Raw genomic sequence first — 21,280 nt, 5'->3', positions numbered from 1 at the left:
TTTCGACGTAGCTTTTAAATCAACCCGTTGATTTAATGCTAGCGGGGCTCCCTTCATCTGCCTGCTCAGACGGAGACCAGCCATGTCCGACACCCTCACCCCATCCACCGCTACAGCGTCCGCACCCCCGAATCCGAACGTGATCGTGGCGGTGCTGGCCTTCGCCGGCATCGTGGTCTCGCTGATGCAGACCCTGGTCATCCCGATCGTGCCGGAGCTGCCCAAGCTGCTGAACGCTCCGGCCTCCGACACCGCCTGGGCCGTCACCGCGACCCTGCTCGCCGCCGCCGTCGCCACCCCCATCGCCGGACGCCTCGGCGACATGTACGGCAAGCGCCGCATGCTCCTCACCAGCCTCGCCATGCTGACGATCAGCTCGGCCACCGTCGCCCTCAGCGACTCCCTCACCCCGATGATCAGCGGACGCCTTCTGCAAGGCCTGTCGGCCGGTGTCATCCCGCTGGGCCTGAGCATCATGCGCGACGAACTGCCCGCCGACCGGCTCGGCGCGTCGACCGCCCTGATGAGCGCCTCACTCGGCATCGGCGCCGCACTCGGCCTGCCCATCGCCGCCTTCGTCGCCGACAACTTCGACTGGCACGTCCTGTTCTGGGCCTCCGCCGTCATGGGCGCCCTCGCCCTCGTCACCGTCCTGACGCTCGTACCCGAGTCCAAGGTCCGCACCGGCGGACGCTTCGACCTGATCGGCGGCCTCGGCCTGGCCGGCGGCCTGGTCTGCCTGCTGCTCGCCATCTCCAAAGGCGCCGACTGGGGCTGGGCCAGCGGCACCACCCTCGGCCTCTTCGCCGGCGCCGTCGTCATCTTCCTCGCCTGGGGCCTCCTCGAACTGCGCACCACCCAGCCGCTCGTAGACCTGCGCACCACCGCCCGCCCGCAGGTCCTGTTCGCCAACCTCGCCGCCCTGGCGTTCGGCTTCTCCCTGTTCGCGGTCCAGCTGATCGTCCCGCAGATCCTGCAACTGCCCGAGCAGACCGGCTACGGCCTGGGCGAGGACCTGCTGACCGTCGGCCTGGTCCTCGCCCCCCAGGGCCTGATCGTGATGTTCGCGGCCCCTCTGTCCTCGAAAATCTCCCAGGCCAAGGGGCCGAAGATCACCCTCATGATCGGCGCCCTCATCGTCGCCGGCGGCTACGCCCTGAACATCTTCCTGATGAGCGAGATCTGGCAGCTCATCCTGGTCTCCTGCATCATCGGCGCCGGCATCGGCTTCGCCTACGGCGCCCTGCCCATGCTCATCATGGGCGCGGTCCCGGTGTCCGAGACCGCCGCCGCCAACGCCTTCAACACCCTGCTGCGCTCCATCGGCAGCTCCGTCGCCAGCGCCGCCTCGGGCGTCATCCTCGCCCAGATGACCACCACCTTCGCCGGCCACGCCCTGCCCTCCGAGAACAGCTTCAAGGTCATCATGGCCATCGGCTGCGGCGCCGCCCTCGTCGCCCTGCTCCTGGCCTCCTTCCTCCCCCGGCAGCGCACAGGCGCCACAGCGCCGGGAGCCCTTGCCCAGTCACCCGCCACCACAGACGCCGGACAGAAGGCGTAGCCCGCCGATCGGCTCGGCGGGGGCACCCACCCAACAGTTGGAGAAACCATGACAACCGAAACCCACTCGACGCACTCGCGCCAGCCGGGCGGCCTGCTCGAAGGCAAAGTGGCCGTGATCACCGGGGTCGGCGCGGCCGAGACGATCGGCGCGGTCACCGCCGCGCTGTTCGTGGAGGAAGGCGCACAGGTGCTGGCGACCGACATCAGCGGTGCGCAGGAGGCGACGGCGGCCGCCCTGGGCCCCGCCACGGTCCCCTTCCAGGCCGACATCACGCGTGAGAAGGACGTCGAGGCGCTGTTCGAGCACGCCATGGAGACGTTCGGGCGGGTCGACATCCTGGTCAACGTGGCCGGCAACCCGGGCGGGCGGCGGGGCCCGGAGGTCACGGTAGAGGAGTTCGAGAGCCTTACCTCGGTCCACCTGCTCGGCACACTGCTCACCAACAAGCACGCCGTGCGGGCGATGGTGCCCGCCGGCGGAGGTGCCATCGTGAACTTCTCCTCGGCCGCGTCGTTCAACATCGACAAGCGGATATCGATGGCCTATTCCGCCGCGAAGTCCGGTGTCAACTCCCTCACCAAGTCGTTCGCGGTCCATTACGGCCCCCAGGGGATCCGCGTCAACGCGGTCGCACCGGGCTTCACTCTCAGCAAGAAGAACCACCGCGTGCCGCCCGAGGCCCTGGAGGAACTGGGTGGCAAGTCGGCGCTGGGCCGAGCGGGGCAGCCCGAGGAGCAGGCACACGTCGCCGCGTTCCTGGCCTCGGACCGGGCATCGTTCGTGACCGGGGTGGTCGTCCCCGTCGACGGCGGGTGGTCCACGCGGCTCGCCTGACCCCGCCGCGAACCGCACTGCGCACAGGCGTGAATGACGCCGGCTGCTCGCCGCTCCGGTTCAGCAGCCGCCACGCCCACCATTCGACGCGTCCCGGCCCGGCCGGAAGACACCGCGTACGGACTTCGACCGGCCCCTCGGGCCGAACACAGCACGATGGAGATTCGAATGCCCCACCAACTCGACCCCCAACTGCGGCAAGCGCTGGCCGACCGGCGGCCCGCCGACGACGACCAGGCCCACTCCTCGGCCCGCGGCGACTGGAAGGCACTGCGGGAGGGCGAGTCCGCCCTGGCCGTCTTCGACGCCATGCGGCCGGAGCAGCCGTCGGTCACGCGCACGGACCACCATGCCGTATCCCACGACGGCGCCGAGGTGCTGGTGCGCTGGTACGTCCCGGAGCACCACGACACGGCCGGAGCCGGCCCGGCCGCCGTATTCCTGCACGGCGGCGGCATGGTCTCGGGTTCGGTGGCGCTCTTCGACCGCCTGGTCGCCGGCTACACCGCCGCGAGCGGCGTCCCGATGCTGTCCGTCGACTACCGCCGCGCACCGGAGCATCCCCACCCCACGCCGGTCGAGGACGCCTACGCCGGCCTCGCCTGGCTGGCGTCACACGCCGGCGAACTGGGCGTCGACCCGGCCAGGATCGCGCTCATGGGCGAGAGCGCGGGCGGTGGCCTGGCCGCAGGGGCGGCACTGCTGGCCCGGGAACGGGAACTGCCTGTCGCCAAGCAGATCCTCGTCTACCCGATGCTGGACGACCGCACCACCGAACCCGACCCGGCGCTGCTGCCCTTCGCCCTCTGGACCTACGACAACAACCACACCGGCTGGCACGCCCTGCTCGGTGACACCATCGGCGGCCCCGACGTGCCCGCTCACGCCGCTCCCGCCCGGGCCGACGATCTGTCCGGGCTGCCGCCCGCCTACGTCGAAGTCGGGGAACTGGACATCTTCCGCGACGAGGACATCGTCTACGCCCGCCGCCTGGCCGCCACCGGCACCTCCGTCGAGTTGCACGTCCACCCCGGCTGTCCGCACGCATTCGACCAACTGGCCCCGCAGATCGACGTCGTTCAACGCGCCCGGGCCGACCGGCTGCGGGCGCTGAGCAGTCTCTGAGGGAGGGCCAGGTTCCATGCAGCTCTCACCTGCCCCCTACGAAGAACGTCTCAGCGTGCCCCGCTCCTGGTGCCTGGCCTGCCTCCTTGTCGGCATGTCCATGACCCTGGCCGTGCTGCCCATCGGGCCGCTGGCGATGCTCATCGGCCTGGTCGGAGGCACCGCTGCTGCCGCAGCGATGATCAGCTCCTACGGCTCTCCGCGCATACGGGTCGTGGGCGGCTTCCTGATCGCGGGCGACGCCAAGGTCCCTGTGTCGGCACTCGGCAAGGCAGAGGTCCTGGACCGGGACGAGGCCCGGGCCTGGCGGACGTACAGAGCCGATGCTCGAGCCTTCCTGTTGCTGCGCGCCTACATCCCCACCGCGCTGCGCGTGGAGGTCGCCGACCCGGCCGAACCCACGCCGTACCTGTACCTGTCCACGCGTGAGCCCCAACAACTGGCCGATGCCTTGAGCGCGGCGCAGGCACGCGCGTAACCTTACTCAGGCGGGCGGTCGTCCGGGCAGCGTGTGATGCGCGAAGAACTCCCACATGACGTCGGTGGCATTGAGCGCCGGCCATGCCGCGGGGGAAGAGTGCGGGCTGGGTCCGGGGAGCGGTACCTGGGGGCTGCCCGACCGACAGGTCCTCCGCTTCGGTCCGGCGCTCCCCGTGCCCCTGACCAGGTATACCTGCCATCGTGACGCACCGATCATCGCGAGTGACCGCGGGCGGTGTCTCGCCTCACTCCCCCGCCTTCAGCGCACCCCCCTTGCGAGCCACGTCTCCGAGCCAGGCCAGGCTCGGCTTGGGCGTGCGCTCGAACGTCTCGCGGTCGACGGCGATGAGTCCGAACGTCGGCGCCCAGTGGCCCCACTCGAAGTTGTCCAGGGCCGACCAGTGGAGGTATCCGCGCACGTCGATGCCGTCGGCGACCGCGTCGTACAGGTGCCCCAGCGCCTCCGTCGTGTAGGCGATGCGGCGGGTGTCGTCGGCGGTGGCGATGCCGTTCTCGGTGACGAGCAGGGGCACACCTTCCGTGGCTTCCCAGGCGTGCCGCAGCGCGATGCCGAGGGCGTCCGGCCGGTACGCCCAGCCTGTCAGGGTGTTGTCGGAGCTCTCGGGCGCGGGCACGATGCCGTGCTCGTCCACGAGCTGGCTGGTGTACGACTGCACGCCCAGGAAGTCGTCCCCGCGAGCGCCGCGGTGGTAGAGGTCCTCCCACGCCCAGCACAGTTCGGCGTGAAGCTTCTCGCTGCCGGGGGCGGGAACGAGCGCCTGCTGCGCCACTGTCCAGCCGACCTTCGCCGAGGTGTGCTCGCGTACGACGGCCACGGCGGCCCGGTGGGCCCGCACCAGGGCCTCGCCGATCTCCATGCTGGGTGTGGGCATCCCGACATCCGCGCCGAGGTTGCTGTCGGCGCCCTCGGTCACGGCCTTCGCCATGCCGCTCATCAGGGCCAGGATGTTCGGCTCGTTGATGGTGCAGACCCAGGTGACATCGTGGAGGATCGTGCAGGCACGCTCCACGTACCGGGAGAACCGGTCGACGGCCGTCGGGCTCGTCCAGCCGCCCTCGTCGGTGAACCAGCGGGGGCTGCTGAAGTGGTGCAGGGTCACGACCGGTTCGAGGCCGAGGCCGCGCGCGGTGTCGATCATGCGCCGGTAGTGGGCGAGCTCGGCCCGGGAGAACTCGCCGGCTCCGGTTCGATGCGGGCCCACTCGATGCCGAACCGGTAGGCGTTCAGACCGGCGTCGGCCAGCAGCCGCATGTCCTCGCCGTAGCGGTGGTAGCTGTCGCACGCGTCGCCGCTGAGTTCCAGGCGTCCTTGGCTCTGGTGCTCCATGCGCCACCAGTCGCTGCCCGTGTTGTTCCCCTCGATCTGATGCGGCGAGGTGGACGCGCCCCACAGGAAGTCGGGGCGCAGGTCGGAGGTACGGCTCATCGGGTGTCCTCCAGGATCTCGGTCAGGTCGTCGGTGGACACGGGGACTCCGGGGAAGTGCAGGTACTGGCGGGCGGGGATGGACGCGACCATGTCCATGAGTTCGCTGTCGGCCTCCGCCTGCCGGCGCTGTTCCTCGGTCGCCCCGGCCATGAGTGCCTCGCGGAGCAGCGGGCCGGCGATCGGGTGGGCGAACCAGTCGCCGATGGCGGAGTCGAGGGACAGGGCGGTGGTGGCGGTGTCGCCGGTGAGAGTGATGGTCTGTTCGGCGACGATGCGGGCGGCGCTCTCACCGATCTGAACCGTGTACGCGCCAGGCGCCACCGTCCAGCGGCCCTCTTCGATGTCGTAGTAGGCGAACGCGCGCCGGTCCAACGCGAGTTCGACGGTTCGGGACTCCCCCGGGCGCAGAGGGATCTTCGTGAAGGTGCGCAGTTCGCGCGCGGGCCGGCGGACCCGGCCGGCCGTCGTGGCGACGTACACCTGCACGACATGCTTTCCGGCCCGCTCACCAGTGTTGGTCACTCGCAGCCGGACAGTGGCGGTGTCGTCGCCGGTGACGTCGACCGACAGCTCCCCCGTCTCGAAGGTGGTGTAGCTCAGACCATGCCCGAAGGCGTAGCGGACCTGGCGTCCGACGGTCTCGTAGTGCCGATAGCCGACCATCACCCCCTCCCCGTAGCGGGCATGACCCGCCTCACCAGGGAAATTGAGGTAGCTGGGGTTGTCCTCCAGACGCAGCGGGATGCTCTCGGCCAGGTGGCCGGAGGGGTTGACGGCACCGGACAGCACATCCGCGAGGGCACCGCCCGAGGCCTGTCCGAGCAGCCAGCCCGCCACGATCGCGTCGACGTCGTCGTGCCAGCCCTCCAGGGACACCACACCGCCGGCCGAGAGCACGACCACCGTGCAGGCGGCCACGGCGGCCACCGCGCGCACCAGTTCCACCTGGTCCGCGGGGAGATCGAGGTACTCACGGTCCGAGCCCTCGGTCTCGCCGCGCAGACCGACGAACACCACCGCGACCTCGGCGGCGCGCGCGACCCGAACGGCCTCCTCACGAAGCGCCTCGGTGTCCCCTGTCTCATCGGTGCTGAACCCCGGCGCATACGTCACCGGGTGACCGAGGGTCTGGATCGCCTCCAGCGGGGTGTCGACGCGGGTGGCGTTGACGAGGGAGCTGCCGCCGCCCTGGAACTGCGGTCGTGCGGCGAACTCGCCGATGACGGCAAGGTGCACGCCCTCCGCGAGCGGCAAGGTGTGTCTGTCGTTCTTCAGGAGGATGACGCAGTCTGCGGCCAACTCACGTGCCAGAGCGTGGTGTTCGGCGAAAGCGCCATCCTCGGTTGCCGAGGCGACGGCCAGTTCGGCAAGCGCGGCCACCCTCCGTACGCTCGCGTCGACCAGGGCCTCGTCCAGGGCACCCTCCCGCACCGCCCGGACGATCGCCGCGTCGTTGGCGGCGTCCGGACCGGGCATCTGCAGATCGAGGCCTGCGGCCAGGGCCGCCACCCGGTCGCCGACGGCGCCCCAGTCCGAGACGACCGCACCCTCGAAACCCCACTCGCCGCGCAGGACGTCGGCGAGCAGCCATTTGTTCTCCGCGGCCGGGACGCCGTTGATCCTGTTGTACGCGGCCATCACGGCAGCCGGGCGGGCTTCGGTGACGATGCGCTCGAAGGCCGCCAGGTAGATCTCGCGCAGGGTGCGCTCGTCGACGTCGGCGCTGACGCGCATCCGCTCGGTCTCCTGATTGTTGGCCGCGAAGTGCTTCACGGTCGCTCCGACCCCCTGAGCCTGCACACCGCGCACGAAGGCCGCGCCCAGGACACCGGACAGGAGCGGGTCCTCGGAGAAGTACTCGAAGTTGCGCCCGCACAAGGGCGAGCGCTTGATGTTCACACCGGGTCCCAGGACGACCCCGACACCCAGCGCACGGGCTTCCCGGCCCGCCGTCTCCCCCACGCGTGCGGCGATTTCCGGGTCCCAGCTCGAGCCGACGGCGACGGCCAGCGGGAGGCAGGTGGCCGGCTCGCTCGCGTGGAAGCCCAGGTGGTCGGCGCCGGACTTCTGACGGCGGACCCCGTGCGGGCCGTCGGTCAGCACCACCGCCGGCACGCCGGCCTCGGCGAGCGGTTGAGTGGACCAGAAGTCCCCTCCCGAGAGCAGGGAGGCCTTCCTCTCGAGGGGGAGAGTGACCGGATCGGGCTGCTGCATCGGCGGGATCCTTCCGCGGGTGCGACGACGTTTTCGCAGGTCTGGAGGGCCAGGAGGGTCTGGCACCTCAAGGTCACAGAAATGTTTCCTTGTCGAAAATCTATCACTCAAAAAATTTAAGCACTAGCCTGCGCGCTGGGAGCACAAGGGCTCCACCCGCACGAAAGGGCCGGGGTGCCGTCATGACACTCAACGTCGAGTCACCGCATCAGGAGGAAGCCGGAAAGGCCGGCTTCGGCGCTCGCTTCGCACTGATCCTGATCGCATTGCTGTGGGCGTCCCAGCTGAACGGGCTCATCGGCCTGATGGGCTCGAACGCCCAGTCCCAGATCGCGATCCATTACCACACGACGCAGATCGCCTGGTTCACCCAGATCGGCTCGCTGGTCGGCGTCTTCTTCACCCCCTTCCTCGTGAAGGCCGCAGGGGTCTACGGCAAGAGGCGCGTGCTGATCGTCATCACCACGCTCGGTCTGGTCGGTGACCTGATCGCCGCTGTCTCCACCAACTACGAGACCCTGCTCATCGGCCGCGCCGTCTCAGGCTTCTACGGCCCGTCGGTCGCGCTCGTCTACGCGCTGGCCCGAGACGTGTTCCCGCGCCACCTGGTCGGTCCCGCCAGCGGTTTCCTCGGCGGTGGCATGGGTGTGCTGGCGCTGGGCGGGCCGTTCCTGTCCGGCTGGGTCCTCGACGACTTCGGCTACCGCGGCGTCCTGTGGTTCATGGTGGCGGCCACCGCGATCAGCCTGCTGGCCCTGCTGGCTCTCGTGCCCGAGAGTTCGGTGCGCGAGGCCCGCACCCCCGTGGACTGGCTCGGCGGGATCCTGCTGGGCGGCGGTTTCTCGTCCATCATCTACGGTGTCGGCAAGGGCGAGCAGTGGGGCTGGACGAGCGGTGAGACGCTGGGCTTCGTCGGAGGCGGCCTCGTGGCCGTGATCGCCTTCGTGCTGGTCGAGCACAAGGTCGCTCACCCGCTGTTCCCCATATCCCTGCTCGGACGTCGCCGGGTGTGGTCGACATTCCTGGTCACGGCGCTCGCCATGGGGGCGGTCTTCGCCCAGGGCACCGTGCTGAACCTGCTCGTCGTCATGCCGAACATCCCGGGTCTGTCCGACGGCCTGGGCTGGACGGCCACGAAGAACGCCTGGATCAGCGCACCCAACAGCGTTCTCCTCATCGCGGTCTCGGTGGCGACCGGCGTGCTCGCCCGGCGCATCGACTCGCGCGTGCTGTTCGCGGTCGGCGGCACGTTGGTGGCAGCCGCCATCGCCCTCATGTCCCAGTTCCATCACAGCGTCGGCCAGCTCATGGCGATCGGTGTGGTCAGCGGAGTGGGTATGGGCATCGTGGTGGCCCTGGTTCCCATCATGGTCATCGAATCGGTGAAGCCCGAGGAACAGGCGCTGGGCAACGGCGCGCAAGGCATGATGCAGGGCGTTCTGCAGGGCGTGCTCACCCAGGTGGCCTTCGTGATCGTCGCGCAGAACAGCCACGTGATGAAGGGCACCGCCTTCTACGTCGACGACAGCTTCACCAACGGGTTCCTGCTGTTCGCCGGTGTAATCGCCGTGGCCACCCTGCTCGTTGCGCTGGTCCCCAAGGCCAAGAGCCTCGACGAAGCAGAGGTCGGCCAGGCCACCTGACCTCCCCCGCCCTCGCGGCCCTGCGCGCCGACGCCCGTACCGAAGGTGGCAGGTGCCTCATGGGCACCTGCCACCGCACGCGATTCCCGGAAGGCACGCGTGCGCTGAGCCCCTGCCCGCCGGGCGACGCACGATTGATTCAAGAGCAGCGCGCGACCCTCCGCCGAGGAAGCATCCCCCCGGCACACGTGCACCGCCCATGCAGGACACGCGCCGGCAGTGATCCGGCTGACCGGAGCAGTGGGAACGGTGAACGTCACCATCCCCACCGACGGACTCCAGCCCCCTCGCTCACCCTGCGTCCGCGCACGTGACGCCACCGAGACGAGCGCACCCGCGCTCGACCATCACTCTGCCTGGCGTGCGACCGTCGCGGCACAGGACGAGCACATGTCGGCCTACCTGAGCCAGGGCACCTCACGCGTGGCCGCCGAGGTGGCGGAGATCGACATCCGGTGCCGGCGTCTTCGTGGTCACGCCCCGGAGCACCCACGGCGACAACCGCGTCTTCTTCTACGTCCATGGTGGCGCCCTGCCCACAGGCGGCGGTGCCTGCTGCCGTGTCTTGGCTTCATGGCCGACCGCTTCGGAGCGCGTACCTGGGCCGTCGACTACCGGATGCCGCCGGACCACCCCTCCCCGACGCCCCTGACGACTGTGTCACTCCCTACCGCGAGCTGCTCCGGCACCACCGCCCCAAGAGCGCGAGAGGGGTCCGACGCTTCGCCGTCGGACCCCTCTCGTCGGTGGCGGACAATCAGCCCACGAACGCGGTAACAAAGAAGTCGAGCGACCGGTCGACCTCTTTCAGCGACGGGCTCCGGTTCAGGTGTCCGTGTGTCATGCCCGCCGAGAGATACGTCCGGACGGGAACACCGGACTCCTCCAGCTGCCGGGCCAGAAGGTTGCCGGACGGCCGGAGGTCGTCGTACTCGGCGAGGACGATGCCGGTCGCGGGCAGGCCGTCGAGGTTGGCGGCCCCCGGCATCGCGGCCGGCGGCAGTTCGGTCAGGCGGCCCACGTAGTTGCGCACCATGTGTTCGATCGACCCGGTGGTGAACCGCAGGAGTGACGGCAGCTCCCGCATGGCGGCCGCGGTCTCGTCGTCCAGGGCCGGGGTCGGGAAGTGCACGAAGGGATAGGCGAGCAGCAGGGCGTCCGGGCGGGGTTCGTCCTGGTCGCGGAGCCGGATCGCGGTGGACAGGGCGAGGGCGGCACCCGCGCTCGCACCCCCGAGGCCCACTGGGCCGGACGGCCGCAGGTCGGTCTCCCGGAGCCAGAGCCACGCGGCGTGCGCGTCGTCGACGGGGACCGGATAGTGCGTGCCGTCCACGGCCAGGCGGTAATCCACGCTGACCACCAATGCACCGGCGCGGTCCGCCAGTTCGGCGGACACCACGTGGGCTTCCGGCATGTCGAGATCGCCGCCCATGAATCCGCCGCCGTGCAGCCACAGCAGCGCGCGGCGCGGCTCGTCCCGCGGGGTGTAGATCCGGACGGGAATCTCCCCATGAGGCCCCGGGACGGAGCGGTCCTCCACCGTGACGTCCGGCGTGGTCCACTCGCCGGGATCGCGGAAGTACTCGACGAACCGGGCCATGGCCTCCGGGTCGGTCTGGGCGTCCTCCCACCGGAGGCCGTCGAGCAGGTGCACCTTCTCGGCGAGGAAGGGGTCAAGCGGCATGGGCACTCCCCGGGTAGTCCAGTCCCCGAAATCTATCACTCATAAAATTTGAGTACCACAGTCTGTCCGCCAGGTGCCGCTTGAATCCTGTGGCGTCCGGTCAGTCGGCCGGTTGCGTGTCCTGTCCGGAACCGGCCGACGATGCCAGCATTCGCGTGAACGTCTCGGCGATCGCGGCGATGTCCACCGTGGGGTCGTGCATCCACTGGATCTGAAGGCCGTCCAGCACCGCCAGCAGTGCCCGGGCCAAGTGGTCCGCCGGTTCGTCGGACCGGATCACGCCGGTGCGCTGGCTCTCCTGGAAGTCCTGGGTGACCTCGGCCGCGAGTCCCCGATAGCGCTCGGTGAAGTAGTTGTGCGCCGGGCTCTCCGGATCCGTGGCCGCTGCCGAGAGTGTGACGTACAGCTTGGCCAGCCCGGGGTGGTCCGTAGTGTGGCGGGTGCTCGCCACCATGTTGTCGATCATGGTCCGGCCCTCTCCGGCACCACCGGCGGACGCCTTGCCCAGCACGTCCCTCCGCTCCAGAACCGCGAGAAGCAGGTCGTCGCGCGTGGGGAAGTAGTACGTCAGCGCCGGCTGCGTCACCCCGACCCGATCGGCGATGTCCTGCAGGGAGGCTCGTTCCCCGTACTCGTCGATGGCCTCATAGGCGGCCTGGAGGATCTGTTCCCGTCGTTCCGCGCTCTTGCGGTACGGGCCCCGTGGCTTTCGCTGGTTCGTCACTCGTCAGACCGTACTTCACGTCGTACGTCCGCGAGTCGGCTTATGGCCTGCGCTGTCGCGCAGTGCCTGGCACACCCGGCGGGAAGTGAGCACGGCAGAGCGGACGCGCTCACCTCCCCGGCAGCGCGCCCGCTCTGTTCCCCGCAGCACGGCCGGGCACCGGCGTGTCAGGGCGCCGGTGCCCGGCCGGCCGTTCTAACCGACCGTGATCGTCGCGGCGCACGGGAGTGCGTCGGCGGCGAATCCGGCCAGCACGGTGACCTCGCCCGGCTCGATAGCGCGACGTCCGTCGGTCAGGGTGTAGTGGAGCCGCTCCACCGGGGCTTCGAGGACGACGCTCTTCGTCTCCCCCGCGGCGAGGCCAACGCGTGTGAACGCGATCAGCTGCCGCACCGGGCGGACGACGGAGGCGAACTCGTCGCGCGCGTACAGCTGCACGACCGTCTCACCGTCCACATCACCGGTGTTCGCCACGGAAAGCCGGGCGCGGATCACCCCGTCGACCAGTCCGACCGTCTGACCGTCACCCGACTCGTCGAGCGCGACCTCGAAGGTGGTGTACGACAGACCGTGCCCGAAGGCGTACAGCGGACCCTGGATGTCCAGGTCGCCATAGCCGTGGCGGGTGCCGGTCGGGTGTTCGTAGCCGCTGCCGTGGTGGTGGCCGTGGTAGAGCGGGATCTGGCCCAGATGGCGCGGGAATGTGCTGGGCAGCTTGCCGCTGGGGTTGATCAGGCCGAACAGGGTCTGCGCGATCGCGGTTCCCGCCTCCTCCCCGAGCAGCGGAGCGAGCAGGACGGCGTTGGAGAGCCGCGCCGCCTTCTCCAGCAGCAGCGGCCGGCCGGAGACGACCACGGTCACCACCGGCTTCCCCGTGGCGGCCAGGTGGTCCAGGAGCTCGTCCTGGTCGCCGGGCAGGGACGGCGAGGCCGTCGACTGGCCCTCGCCCGCCGTGTTGTTGCCGACCCATCCGGTGCGTTCGCCGAGGACCGCGACGACCACGTCGGCATCCGCCACGGCGGCCTGTACGGCACCGGCGTCGGGGGAGTCGTCCTTCTCGAACCGGCCCAGCGGCACGTACTCGACCGTCGCGTCCAGCTCCCGTACGGCGTGCAGCACCGTCAGGGCATCGGGGTGCAGGTCATGGGCGACACCCTCGAACGTGGGGTCCATGCCGGGCATGCGCGTCTGGAAGATGTCGGTGAAGTTGAAGGTCGCCGGGTCGACGCCGGGGACCTTGCCCTCCATGACCGCCATCATGCCCAGCGGCATCTCGGCATTGGAGACGGAGGTGTACGCGCCGAAGTGGATCCGCAACTCGTCGGCGGCGGGCCCCACGACGACGATGCGGCGCTCCCTTCGAGACAGCGGCAGGATGCCGTCGTTCTGCAGCAGGACGGTACCGCGGGCCGCGATGGCCCGGCGGACCTCGGCGGCCTCCTCCCGGTCCGGGGCCGCCTCAGCCGCGGGCCGCGGGCCGAAGTCGGGGATCAGGCCGACGCGGGCTTTGATGGTGAGGACGCGGGCCACGGCCACATCGACGACCTTCTCGTCCAGTCGCCCGGCGGCCACCTCATCCACGAGTGCGGCGTAGTTCGCGTTGCCCGGTAGTTCGACGTCCAGGCCGGCGGTCAGGGCCCGCACCGCCGCCTCGCCCTCGGCGCGGGCGGTGCGGTGGTGGGTGCGCAGCAGGTTGACCGCGTCGTAGTCGCCGACCACCAGGCCTTCGAAGCCGAGGGTTTCCCGCAGGAATTCGGTGAGCAGCCAGCGGTTCGCGGCCACGGGCACGCCGTCGATCTCGTTGTACGAGTTCATCACCGCCAAAAGGCCCGCCTCCGCGATCGCCCGGCGGAACGGCTCGGCGTACTCGTCGATCAGAGCGCGACGCCCGAGCTGCGTCACCGCCTGGTTCAGAGCGCCCTCCGAGTTGCCGTATCCGAGGAAGTGCTTACCGGTCGCGAGCACGCCGGGCTGGGCCTGCGCGCCGCGCACGAACGCGACGGACATCTGCGCGGCCAGCTCCGGGTCCTCGCCGTACGTCTCGTGCACACGGCCCCAGCGCGGGTCGCGGTTGATGTCCATCACCGGGGCGAACATCAGCTGGATCCCCGCGTCACGCATATGCGCGGACGTCACCCTCGCGGCCCGCCGGACCAGCGAGGGATCCCAGGTGGCCGCCTGCGCCCACGCCGTGGGGAACTGCGAGCCGGAAGCGTGCAGAAAACCGTTGATGCCCTCGTTGTGGATCAGCGCGCCGATCCCGAAGGGCGAGACTTCACGGACACCGGCCTGGATCTGGGCGAGCTTCGCACGCAGGACATCTGCGTCACCCGCGATGAACCAGGCCAGCGAGAGATGTCCCAGACCGTGCGGGCGCAGCTCCTTGAGGCGGCTCGCGTCGATGCCCGGGACGGTCGGCGCGTCGGTATCCGGCTGGGTGAACAGCTCGGGCGTGTTCAGGCCGCTGAGCTGGGCGACCTTCTGTTCCAGCGTGAGCCGGGAGACCAGGCGCCAGATGTCGTCGGGGGTCCATTCACCAGTGCCCATGTCAGGTGTCTTTCTTTCGCGGATGGTCGGGCGGGGACGGATCGTCAGGGCCAGACGGTGAAGCCCTCGTGCTGGACCTGCCAGCTGCCGTCGCGCGGGAAGCCGGGGCAGTCGGTGTCGGCGGTGTCCCAGCCTGCCGCCATGAGGGACACGGCGGCGAGCAGGCCGCCGTTGGCCGAGTTGTACAGCGGCAGGAGACTGCCGAACTGCGGGTTGTGGCCGACCGCCGTGTACGTGTTCTTCGGGGTGTCCATGAGCAGGGCGTCCACCGCGAGGTCCGGGCGGCCGACGCGGGTGGCGGTCATCGCCATGGTCGGGAAGTCCCAGCCCCAGGCGGAGTCCCACTTCCAGTCGTCGAGAACGTCCAGGAGCGTCGCCTCCATCACACCGCCGTCGATGCGCGGGCCGGCCGGGACGACGCCGAGGGCGCACAGCATCGACGGATGGTCGTCACGGCGCAGGTGGGGTTCGGTCGCGATCGCCGTGTAGATCCCGTCCCTCTGGTGCGGCGCGGCCAGACCGTCCTGAATACGCTCCCACTGCTTGTCGCGTTCCAGACCGAGGCGTTCACGCCAGGACTGGGCGATCTCCAGTCCCCACCACCAGTAGGCGAGTTCGAAAGTGGGGTCCTCGGTGGTCCTCGCGTCGTAGAACTCCTGCGCGGGCATCACGGGGGCGGGCAGGTGGTAGGTGCCGGAGCGATCCTCGACGAAGGAGGCCATGAACCGGGCCGTCTCCTCGACGAGTTCGGCGAAGCGGGTGACCAGCTCCGGCCGCCGGTCCTCCGGCAGGCTGCGGTGAAGCAGCTCCAGGAGGTAGAGGGGGTGGGGCTGCTGCCAGATCAGCAGTGCGCCGATGTCCGACGGGCTCTCCCGGCCGTCCGGGCCGACGTGCTTGGGCCAGCGGGCGCCCTCGTAGCTCTGCCGCCGGGCGGTCTCGCGCGCGGAGTCGAGGATGGACAGGTACCAGTCCATGCTGGGGGCGAGCAGTTCGGGGCGTCCCCAGGCGGCGAAGTGGGCCGCGTGCCACCAGTGCATCTCCAGGTGAAACTTGCCGAACCAGGAGTTGGCGACCAGTCCCGACTCCTGCGGCGGGAGCGAGCCGGAGCTGTTGACGGCGGTCAGGTACTGCGACAGCACGACGCGGCGCTCCAGCTCCGCCGCGCGCGGATCGGTGCTGCCCGTGAAGTCGACGGCGGCGCCCGAGATCCAGAAGTCTCGCCACCATGCGGCGGAGGCGTCGGCCACGGCCGCGAACGTTGTGCTGCCCGGCTCCTCGTCCGACTCGTCCCGCGCGAAGCCGGCCACCAGCTCCAGAGTGTTCGCCGTGCCGGTGAGTACGAACTCGTGCGGCTCTTCCGCCGTTGACAGCGTGCCCCCGGTCCACTCCATCCGTACCGCGTAGGTGGTGTCGTCGAGCACCCGCCGGATACGGGCGGTCCGCTCCCCCAGCCGCTCCAGTGTCGATTCGTGCCTGTCGGGCGAGGTCCAGTCGGAGGTCTGGAAGAAGCCGTCGGCGGCGTAGGGGAACCTCAGAACGACACCGGCGAGGCCGCTCGTGAGCAGCTCCGACTCGATGCGGAAGGCGACCTTTGCGTGGTGCGGATCGGCGACCGTGGTGACCCGCACCTCCTGACCGGCGTACTCGAACCTGCTGGTGAGCGTGCCGGTCCACAGGTCGAGTCGCTGGCGGGGGTTGGCGAGCGCCTCGGGGTGGGTTTCCGGCTCCGCTTCGGGGGCGGTGCGGAGCCGGAGGCCTATGCGGCCGAGGTCGATCCGCTGCGGGTTGGCGTGCAGCCACGCTCCGGCGCGGAACTCCTCGGCCGGCTCGCCTCCCATCATCGAGGCCATGTCGAACTTGTCGGGGTACTGCACCGGCCCGCGCGCCGTCTCGTACGTCGTCATCGCGTCGTCGAGGACGAATCCATCGGGGTTGGGCATCGAGTGCCACCCCCAGTTCGACATGGTCGCGTTGTGGACGGCGAGCCGCTGTTCGGCGAAGGCCGCGGACTGGTCGTGGTACGCGACGAAGGTCTGCATACCGGTGATGTCGGCGGTGTAGGCGAAGTCGCCGTTGCCGACCGTCAGGACGTGGGAGGGATCGGGGTGGGTGATCTCGATGGTGTGACGGCGGACGAGGGATTCACGGTCGATCATGGGCACCGTTCCGTTCTTTCCAGGTAGGGGCGGCTCTGCGGCTGCTATTCGGCCGTGATGGCGACGTCCACCGGGTCACATCCCGGCGCGGTCGCGGTAAGGAGGATGCTTCCGACGGCGGTCGGGCGCAGAACAGCCAGGGCGCGCCCCTCGTACGTACGGCGTTCCGTGGTGTCGAACCGCTCCTCGGTCGACGGGTCGGCACTGCCGAACCCGATCAGTTCGCCGGCCCCGGAGACCTCGAGGTTCACCGGCCGGTCGGCCGCGGTGTGGCACGTGCCGTGCCAGTCGGTGAGCGTCAGAGTGACGTACGCCAGGTCGCCGCCCGTCGCCCGCACAACGTCACGATCGGCCTCGGCGGTCAGGCGCACCGGGCCGTTGGCCCACCGCAGGCTGGTGCGGCCGGTCTCGGCGCCGTCCCGGTAGGCGACGGCGACCAGTTCCCCGGGCACATAGACGATCTCGAACTCGGTGCGGAAACGGTGCTCAGGACCCACGGGCCGCCGCCCGAAGGAGTTTCCGTTGCCGATGAGTTCGACCTCGTCGGCGTCGCTGTAGACCTCGACGGTGATCGGCTTGCCCTCGAAGCCGGGCCAGGTCCAGCTGGAGATGGCATCGCTCCAGGCCCACGGCGACCCGGCCCAGGTCTTCCCATGGTGCTCGGGCCTGCGGACCGCGATGTAGGGCTCGGCGCGCAGACCGAAGACGATCTCGCGGTAGTAGGAGGCGGGCCTGCGGTGGCCGGTGATGTCGATGTCACCGCACCCCGCCACCAGGTACGGATACGGCCCGTTGTGCGAGTGCTGCGTCCCGTCCGACGCGACGTACCGGGGCCGGCCGACACCGACCTCACCGAGGTAGTCCCAGCCGGTCCAGGTGAAGTCGCCGATGACGTGGCCGTACTGCTCCACCAGCCGCCAGTTGCCGGCGATACGGGTGGGGAAGGTCTCGGTGCCGAGGATGATCCGGTTAGGGAACAGGTCTCGGTCCAGGGCGTAGCGGGCCTCGGCGTAGTTCATGCCGGCGACGTCGAGGACGGCGAAGGACTCCGCTGTGCGCTCGGTGACCAGTTCGGAGGAGCTGATGGCGTTCATCGCGTCGCCCGCGTCGGCCATGAGGCTGTTGATGCCGACGCCGTCCTCCGCGGCCTGCTCCAGCGCCTGCTGCTGGAGGGCGCCCAGCTCGGACATGACGGCGAGCATGCCGTTGACGGCGTTGGTGACGTAACGCGTGGGGTCCAGGGAGCGGACCTTCTCGGCGAGCCTGCGTCCCCAGACCGCGCCGAAGGGCGAGCCGGTCTCGGGGATCTCGTTGCCGATCGAGTACATGATGACGCTGGGGTGGTTGACGTCCTTGGCGACCATCGCCTCGATGTCGCGCTCCCACCACTCCGGGAAGCTCAGGCTGTAGTCGAACTCGCTCTTGCCCGACGTCCACACATCGAACGTCTCGTCCACGACGAGCATGCCGAGGCGGTCGCAGGCGTCCAGCATCGCCTTGCCCATCGGCTGGTGGGAGATCCGGATCGCGTTGAACCCGGCCTCTTTGAGGATCTCGACCCGGCGTTCCTCGGCACGGGCGTAGGTCGCCGCGCCGAGCACTCCGTTGTCGTGGTGAACACAGGCACCGCGCAGATTCACCGTCTCGCCGTTGACGCGCAGACCGTGCTCGGGATCGAGCTGGAGCGTACGGATACCGAAGGTGACCGTTTCCTCGTCTACGTCGCCGAGGGCCACATGGCAGTCGTAGAGGGACGGCGCCTCGGGAGACCACAGTGCCGGGGCGGAGACGTACAGACGCTGCCGGACCGTGCCCGGCTCACCGGGCAGAACCGTCACCTTCGACACGTCGCTCGCGACGACGGCTCCGGACGCGTCCCGTATCTCCGTGACGACGGGGATCGTGCGGACCTCGATCGAGTCGTTGGCCACCTCCGTCGCGACCTCGACCACGGCGCGCGAGCCGTCGATGTCGGGCGTGGTGACCCGGACGCCGTCGGGCACGATACGCACCACTTCGCCGACCAGCAGCCAGGTGTCCCGGTAGATGCCCGCACCCGTGTACCAGCGCGAGTCCCGGTGGGCACGGGCCTCGACACGGATCTCGTTGTCCTCGCCGAAGCGCAGGAAGCGGTCCGCGTCGACGCGGAAGCGCGAGTAGCCGTAGGGCCGCTGCCCGGCGTAGTCGCCGTTGATGTACACCGTCGCGTCGCGGTACACGCCTTCGAACTCGACGACGATCCGTTTGCCCCGGTACTCCTCCGGGACGGAGAAGGTCTTGCGGTATTCGAAGACCCCACCCGGGAAGTAGGCGCCTGCCGCGCCCTCCATCGTGACCTCGCCGTCCGGAGCGGTCCGCGGCTGCTCGATCATCGCGTCGTGGGGCAGCGTCACCGGCCGGAAGGAGACCACGTGACCGGAGAGTTCGGCGAAGGGGTTGACCTTGGGCCGGACCTGCCAGCCGTCGTTGAAGGACGCGCGGATCATGTGGGCTCCATAAGTTGTCGGCGGACGAAAATCTATCACCCAAAAAAATTGGCAGCCAGAGTGACCGCCTCGGCTCACTTGCCGAGTGTTCGACGCACGCCTTACAGTCCCAGTGTTCGATTTCCGTTGAACAGTTTGCTGAAGGGTGCGTTCCGCTCATGCGCGCAGTCGAGTTCCAGGAGTACGGCGCTCCCGAGGTGCTGACCCTCGTGGAGGCCGAAACCCCTGAGCCCGGGCCGGGCCAGGTGACCATCGACGCGGCCTACGTCGGTGTGAACTTCGCCGATCTCAAGGCACGTGCCGAGGGCTATCGGGTGCGGGCGCTGCCCTTCCGCCCGGGCCTGGAGGTCTCCGGGCGAATCCGGGCCGTCGGCGAGGGTGTCGAGGACCTGCGCCCGGGGCAGGAAGTCGCCGCCCTCGTCGACAGCGGCGCCTACGCGGAGGTGGTGGTCGCCGACGCTGTCACCGTCTTCCCGCTTCCCGAGGGCGTGGACCTGCACACCGCGGCCACGCTCCCCACCGTGCTGCCGACGGCTCACGCCCTGATCCACGAGGTGGGACGGCTGCGCTCCGGAGAGAGCGTGCTCGTGCACGGCGCGGCGGGAGGTATCGGCACGGTGGCCGGCCAGCTGGCACGGGCGGCCGGAGCCGGTGCGGTGTACGGCGTGATCTCCTCCGCGACCAAGGCCGAACACGCCCTCAACTACGGCTATGACGAGGTGTTCACCGCGGACTCCTTCCCCGAGGAGGTCCGCCGCGCCACCGACGGCAGGGGGGTCGACCTGGTGCTCGACCCCGTGGGGGGCGAGAGCCTTCACCGCGGCCTCGACACCCTGGCCGTCTTCGGACGCCTGGTGTCCTTCGGCAACGCGAGCGGGGCAGAGCCGTGGCACGTGGGACAGGCCGGGCTCTACGCTCAGGGCCGTTCCGTCGGAGGCTTCTCCATTCTGGCTCTCGCGCAGACGGCGCCCCAGGCGCTGCGCGCGCTGGCCGAGCGTGCCTTCCGCAAGGTCACGGACGGCACCGTGATCCTTCCGGTCACCGCGGAGTTCGCGCTGTCGGAGGCGGCAGACGCCCATCGGCTGATGGGCGGACGCACGTCGACCGGCAAGCTGCTGCTGCGGGTGACCGGCTGAGCACGGACGCACAGACACGCGTGGCCCACACGCCCGCACCGCGGCCCACGCGGTCGGCCCGCACGGCGGGAAACTCGGATCGAGACCGCCACCAGACGTCGCTTCCCACGCCCGCCACGACAGAAATTCGAACGAGGAAATGAGCCAGAACGGTACGGCCCGGAGGTATGCCGGAGCCCTGGGCAAGGTGCCCGCTCCCGGGCTCGTACTGGGTGGCGTGTGCGGAATCCAGTTCGGTGCCGCCTTCTCGCCCCGGATATACCCGCAGGTAGGCGCTCCCGGCGCTGTGTTCCTCCGTTTGCTGATTGCGGGCGTTCTGCTGTGCCTGTTGTGGTGCCGACGCCGTGAGGCGTTCGACTCGGTGAAGGGCGCCTGGGGGACGGTGATCTGCGCCGGGGCTCTGCTCGCGGGGCACCACCTCGCCTTCTACGAGGCGGTGAATCACATCCCCCTGGGGGCCGTGGCCACGATCGAGTTCCTCGGCCCGTTCGTCATCGCCCTGGCCGGATCACGACGGGCGGTCGACCTGTTGCCCGCGCTCCTCGCGGTCGGCGGCGTACTCCTGCTCAGCGGTGGCGGGGTCCCCCTGGCCCCGGCCGGCCTGGCGCTGGCCGCGGTGGCCGCGTGCTGCTGGGCCGGCTACATCCTCGTCTCCTCGCGCATGGCACGACGGATCAGCGGCGGCCAGGGACTGGCGCTGGCGGTGCTGTGGGCCGGGCTGCTGAGCGCACCGTACGGCGTCGCCCACGCCGGAAGCGCGCTTCTCGACCCCCACGTACTGGCGGTGGCCGCGTTGGTGGCGGTCTCCGCCAGCGTGCTGCCGTACTCCTCCAACCTGGAGGCGCTGCGCCGGATTCCGCCCCGTGCGTTCGGCGTGCTGACCAGCATGGAGCCGGCGGCCGGCGCCTTGTTCGGATTCCTTCTGCTCGGGCAGCGGCTCGCCTGGCCGCAGTGGCTCGGCATCGCCGCCGTCGCGTGCGCCTCCGTCACGACGACGTTCCTCGGGGCCGGGGAGCGGCGAAACTCACGCGCGAGCGCGGAAGGAAAGCCATCGCACACGACGCTCTCTTCCCGGGAGGAGAGCACACCTGCCGAAGCGCCGGTCGAGTGACGCTATGAACTGCCATTCTCATCTCCCGGTGTGATCTCGCCTCTCCCGGTGTGATCTCACCGTACGATGAGGGAACCGTCAGCAGTCCTCGCGGCACGTGGCCGCATCGAGGCGTTGCCCCCGCGCG

The 21,280-nt window shown here is 69.8% G+C and carries 13 protein-coding genes and 1 pseudogene; 7 read left to right on the top strand and 7 right to left on the bottom strand.

All coding sequences use genetic code 11. The annotated features are described in order from the left end of the window. The first annotated feature begins 82 nt into the window (after positions 1–82). The 4 genes from ACH4U7_RS35225 to ACH4U7_RS35210 all read left to right on the top strand — a co-directional run bounded on the left by ACH4U7_RS35225 (position 83) and on the right by ACH4U7_RS35210 (position 4,001). Entirely contained in the window at positions 83–1,561 is a 1,479-nt protein-coding gene (locus ACH4U7_RS35225) for an MFS transporter (protein ID WP_398531845.1), read from the top strand. Positions 1,562–1,609: 48 nt separating this feature from the next. Beyond that, the gene (locus ACH4U7_RS35220) at positions 1,610–2,398 is read left to right on the top strand and encodes an SDR family NAD(P)-dependent oxidoreductase (protein ID WP_398531844.1); all 789 of its coding nucleotides are present in this window, start codon (positions 1,610–1,612) and stop codon (positions 2,396–2,398) included. Positions 2,399–2,566: 168 nt separating this feature from the next. Next, positions 2,567–3,523 carry an alpha/beta hydrolase gene (locus ACH4U7_RS35215; protein WP_398531843.1) on the top strand — a complete coding sequence of 319 codons (957 nt, stop codon included), beginning with the start codon at positions 2,567–2,569 and terminating at the stop codon, positions 3,521–3,523. Between the two features lie 16 nt (positions 3,524–3,539). Continuing rightward, positions 3,540–4,001 carry a DUF3093 domain-containing protein gene (locus ACH4U7_RS35210; protein WP_398531842.1) on the top strand — a complete coding sequence of 154 codons (462 nt, stop codon included), beginning with the start codon at positions 3,540–3,542 and terminating at the stop codon, positions 3,999–4,001. 247 nt (positions 4,002–4,248) lie between these two features. Here ACH4U7_RS35210 and ACH4U7_RS35205 read toward each other — a convergent pair. Then, positions 4,249–5,450: pseudogene (locus ACH4U7_RS35205) on the bottom strand (glycoside hydrolase family 1 protein). Then, a complete protein-coding gene (locus ACH4U7_RS35200; protein ID WP_398531841.1) occupies positions 5,447–7,666 on the bottom strand; it encodes a glycoside hydrolase family 3 C-terminal domain-containing protein in 2,220 nt (739 codons plus the stop codon). Before ACH4U7_RS35200 ends, ACH4U7_RS35205 begins: the two are co-directional and overlap by 4 nt. Before the next feature lie 182 nt (positions 7,667–7,848). Between ACH4U7_RS35200 and ACH4U7_RS35195 the strand changes: the two genes are divergently transcribed. Continuing rightward, on the top strand, positions 7,849–9,309 hold the full coding sequence (locus ACH4U7_RS35195) for an MFS transporter (RefSeq protein ID WP_398531840.1): 1,461 nt from the start codon (positions 7,849–7,851) through the stop codon (positions 9,307–9,309). A gap of 757 nt (positions 9,310–10,066) precedes the next feature. On the opposite strand, the gene ACH4U7_RS35190 is transcribed toward ACH4U7_RS35195, so the two are convergent. From ACH4U7_RS35190 to ACH4U7_RS35170, 5 genes are all read right to left on the bottom strand, one after another. After that, a complete protein-coding gene (locus tag ACH4U7_RS35190; protein ID WP_398531839.1) occupies positions 10,067–10,993 on the bottom strand; it encodes an alpha/beta hydrolase fold domain-containing protein in 927 nt (308 codons plus the stop codon). Between the two features lie 100 nt (positions 10,994–11,093). Then, complete coding sequence (locus tag ACH4U7_RS35185) at positions 11,094–11,717, bottom strand: TetR/AcrR family transcriptional regulator (RefSeq protein ID WP_398531838.1); 624 nt, start codon at positions 11,715–11,717, stop codon at positions 11,094–11,096. Between the two features lie 195 nt (positions 11,718–11,912). After that, positions 11,913–14,264: a glycoside hydrolase family 3 N-terminal domain-containing protein gene (locus tag ACH4U7_RS35180; protein WP_398531837.1), complete on the bottom strand. Its 2,352-nt coding sequence runs from the start codon at positions 14,262–14,264 to the stop codon at positions 11,913–11,915. A 44-nt stretch (positions 14,265–14,308) separates the two neighbouring features. Continuing rightward, positions 14,309–16,420 (bottom strand): hypothetical protein, encoded by a 2,112-nt coding sequence (locus tag ACH4U7_RS35175; protein WP_398531836.1) that lies wholly within the window; start codon positions 16,418–16,420, stop codon positions 14,309–14,311. A gap of 44 nt (positions 16,421–16,464) precedes the next feature. Then, positions 16,465–18,906: a glycoside hydrolase family 2 TIM barrel-domain containing protein gene (locus ACH4U7_RS35170; protein ID WP_398531835.1), complete on the bottom strand. Its 2,442-nt coding sequence runs from the start codon at positions 18,904–18,906 to the stop codon at positions 16,465–16,467. A 158-nt stretch (positions 18,907–19,064) separates the two neighbouring features. On the opposite strand from ACH4U7_RS35170, the gene ACH4U7_RS35165 reads away from it, so the two are divergent. Both ACH4U7_RS35165 and ACH4U7_RS35160 read left to right on the top strand, forming a co-directional pair. Next, on the top strand, positions 19,065–20,042 hold the full coding sequence (locus ACH4U7_RS35165) for a zinc-binding alcohol dehydrogenase family protein (protein WP_398531834.1): 978 nt from the start codon (positions 19,065–19,067) through the stop codon (positions 20,040–20,042). Between the two features lie 298 nt (positions 20,043–20,340). Continuing rightward, positions 20,341–21,153: an EamA family transporter gene (locus ACH4U7_RS35160; protein WP_398531833.1), complete on the top strand. Its 813-nt coding sequence runs from the start codon at positions 20,341–20,343 to the stop codon at positions 21,151–21,153. Positions 21,154–21,280: the final 127 nt, after the last annotated feature.

It is taken from the genome of Streptomyces sp. NPDC020845 (genome assembly GCF_044334165.1).
Lineage (GTDB): Bacteria > Actinomycetota > Actinomycetes > Streptomycetales > Streptomycetaceae > Streptomyces.
Note: the sequence above shows the minus strand (reverse complement) of the source record. Positions and strands in the feature narration are given on the sequence as shown.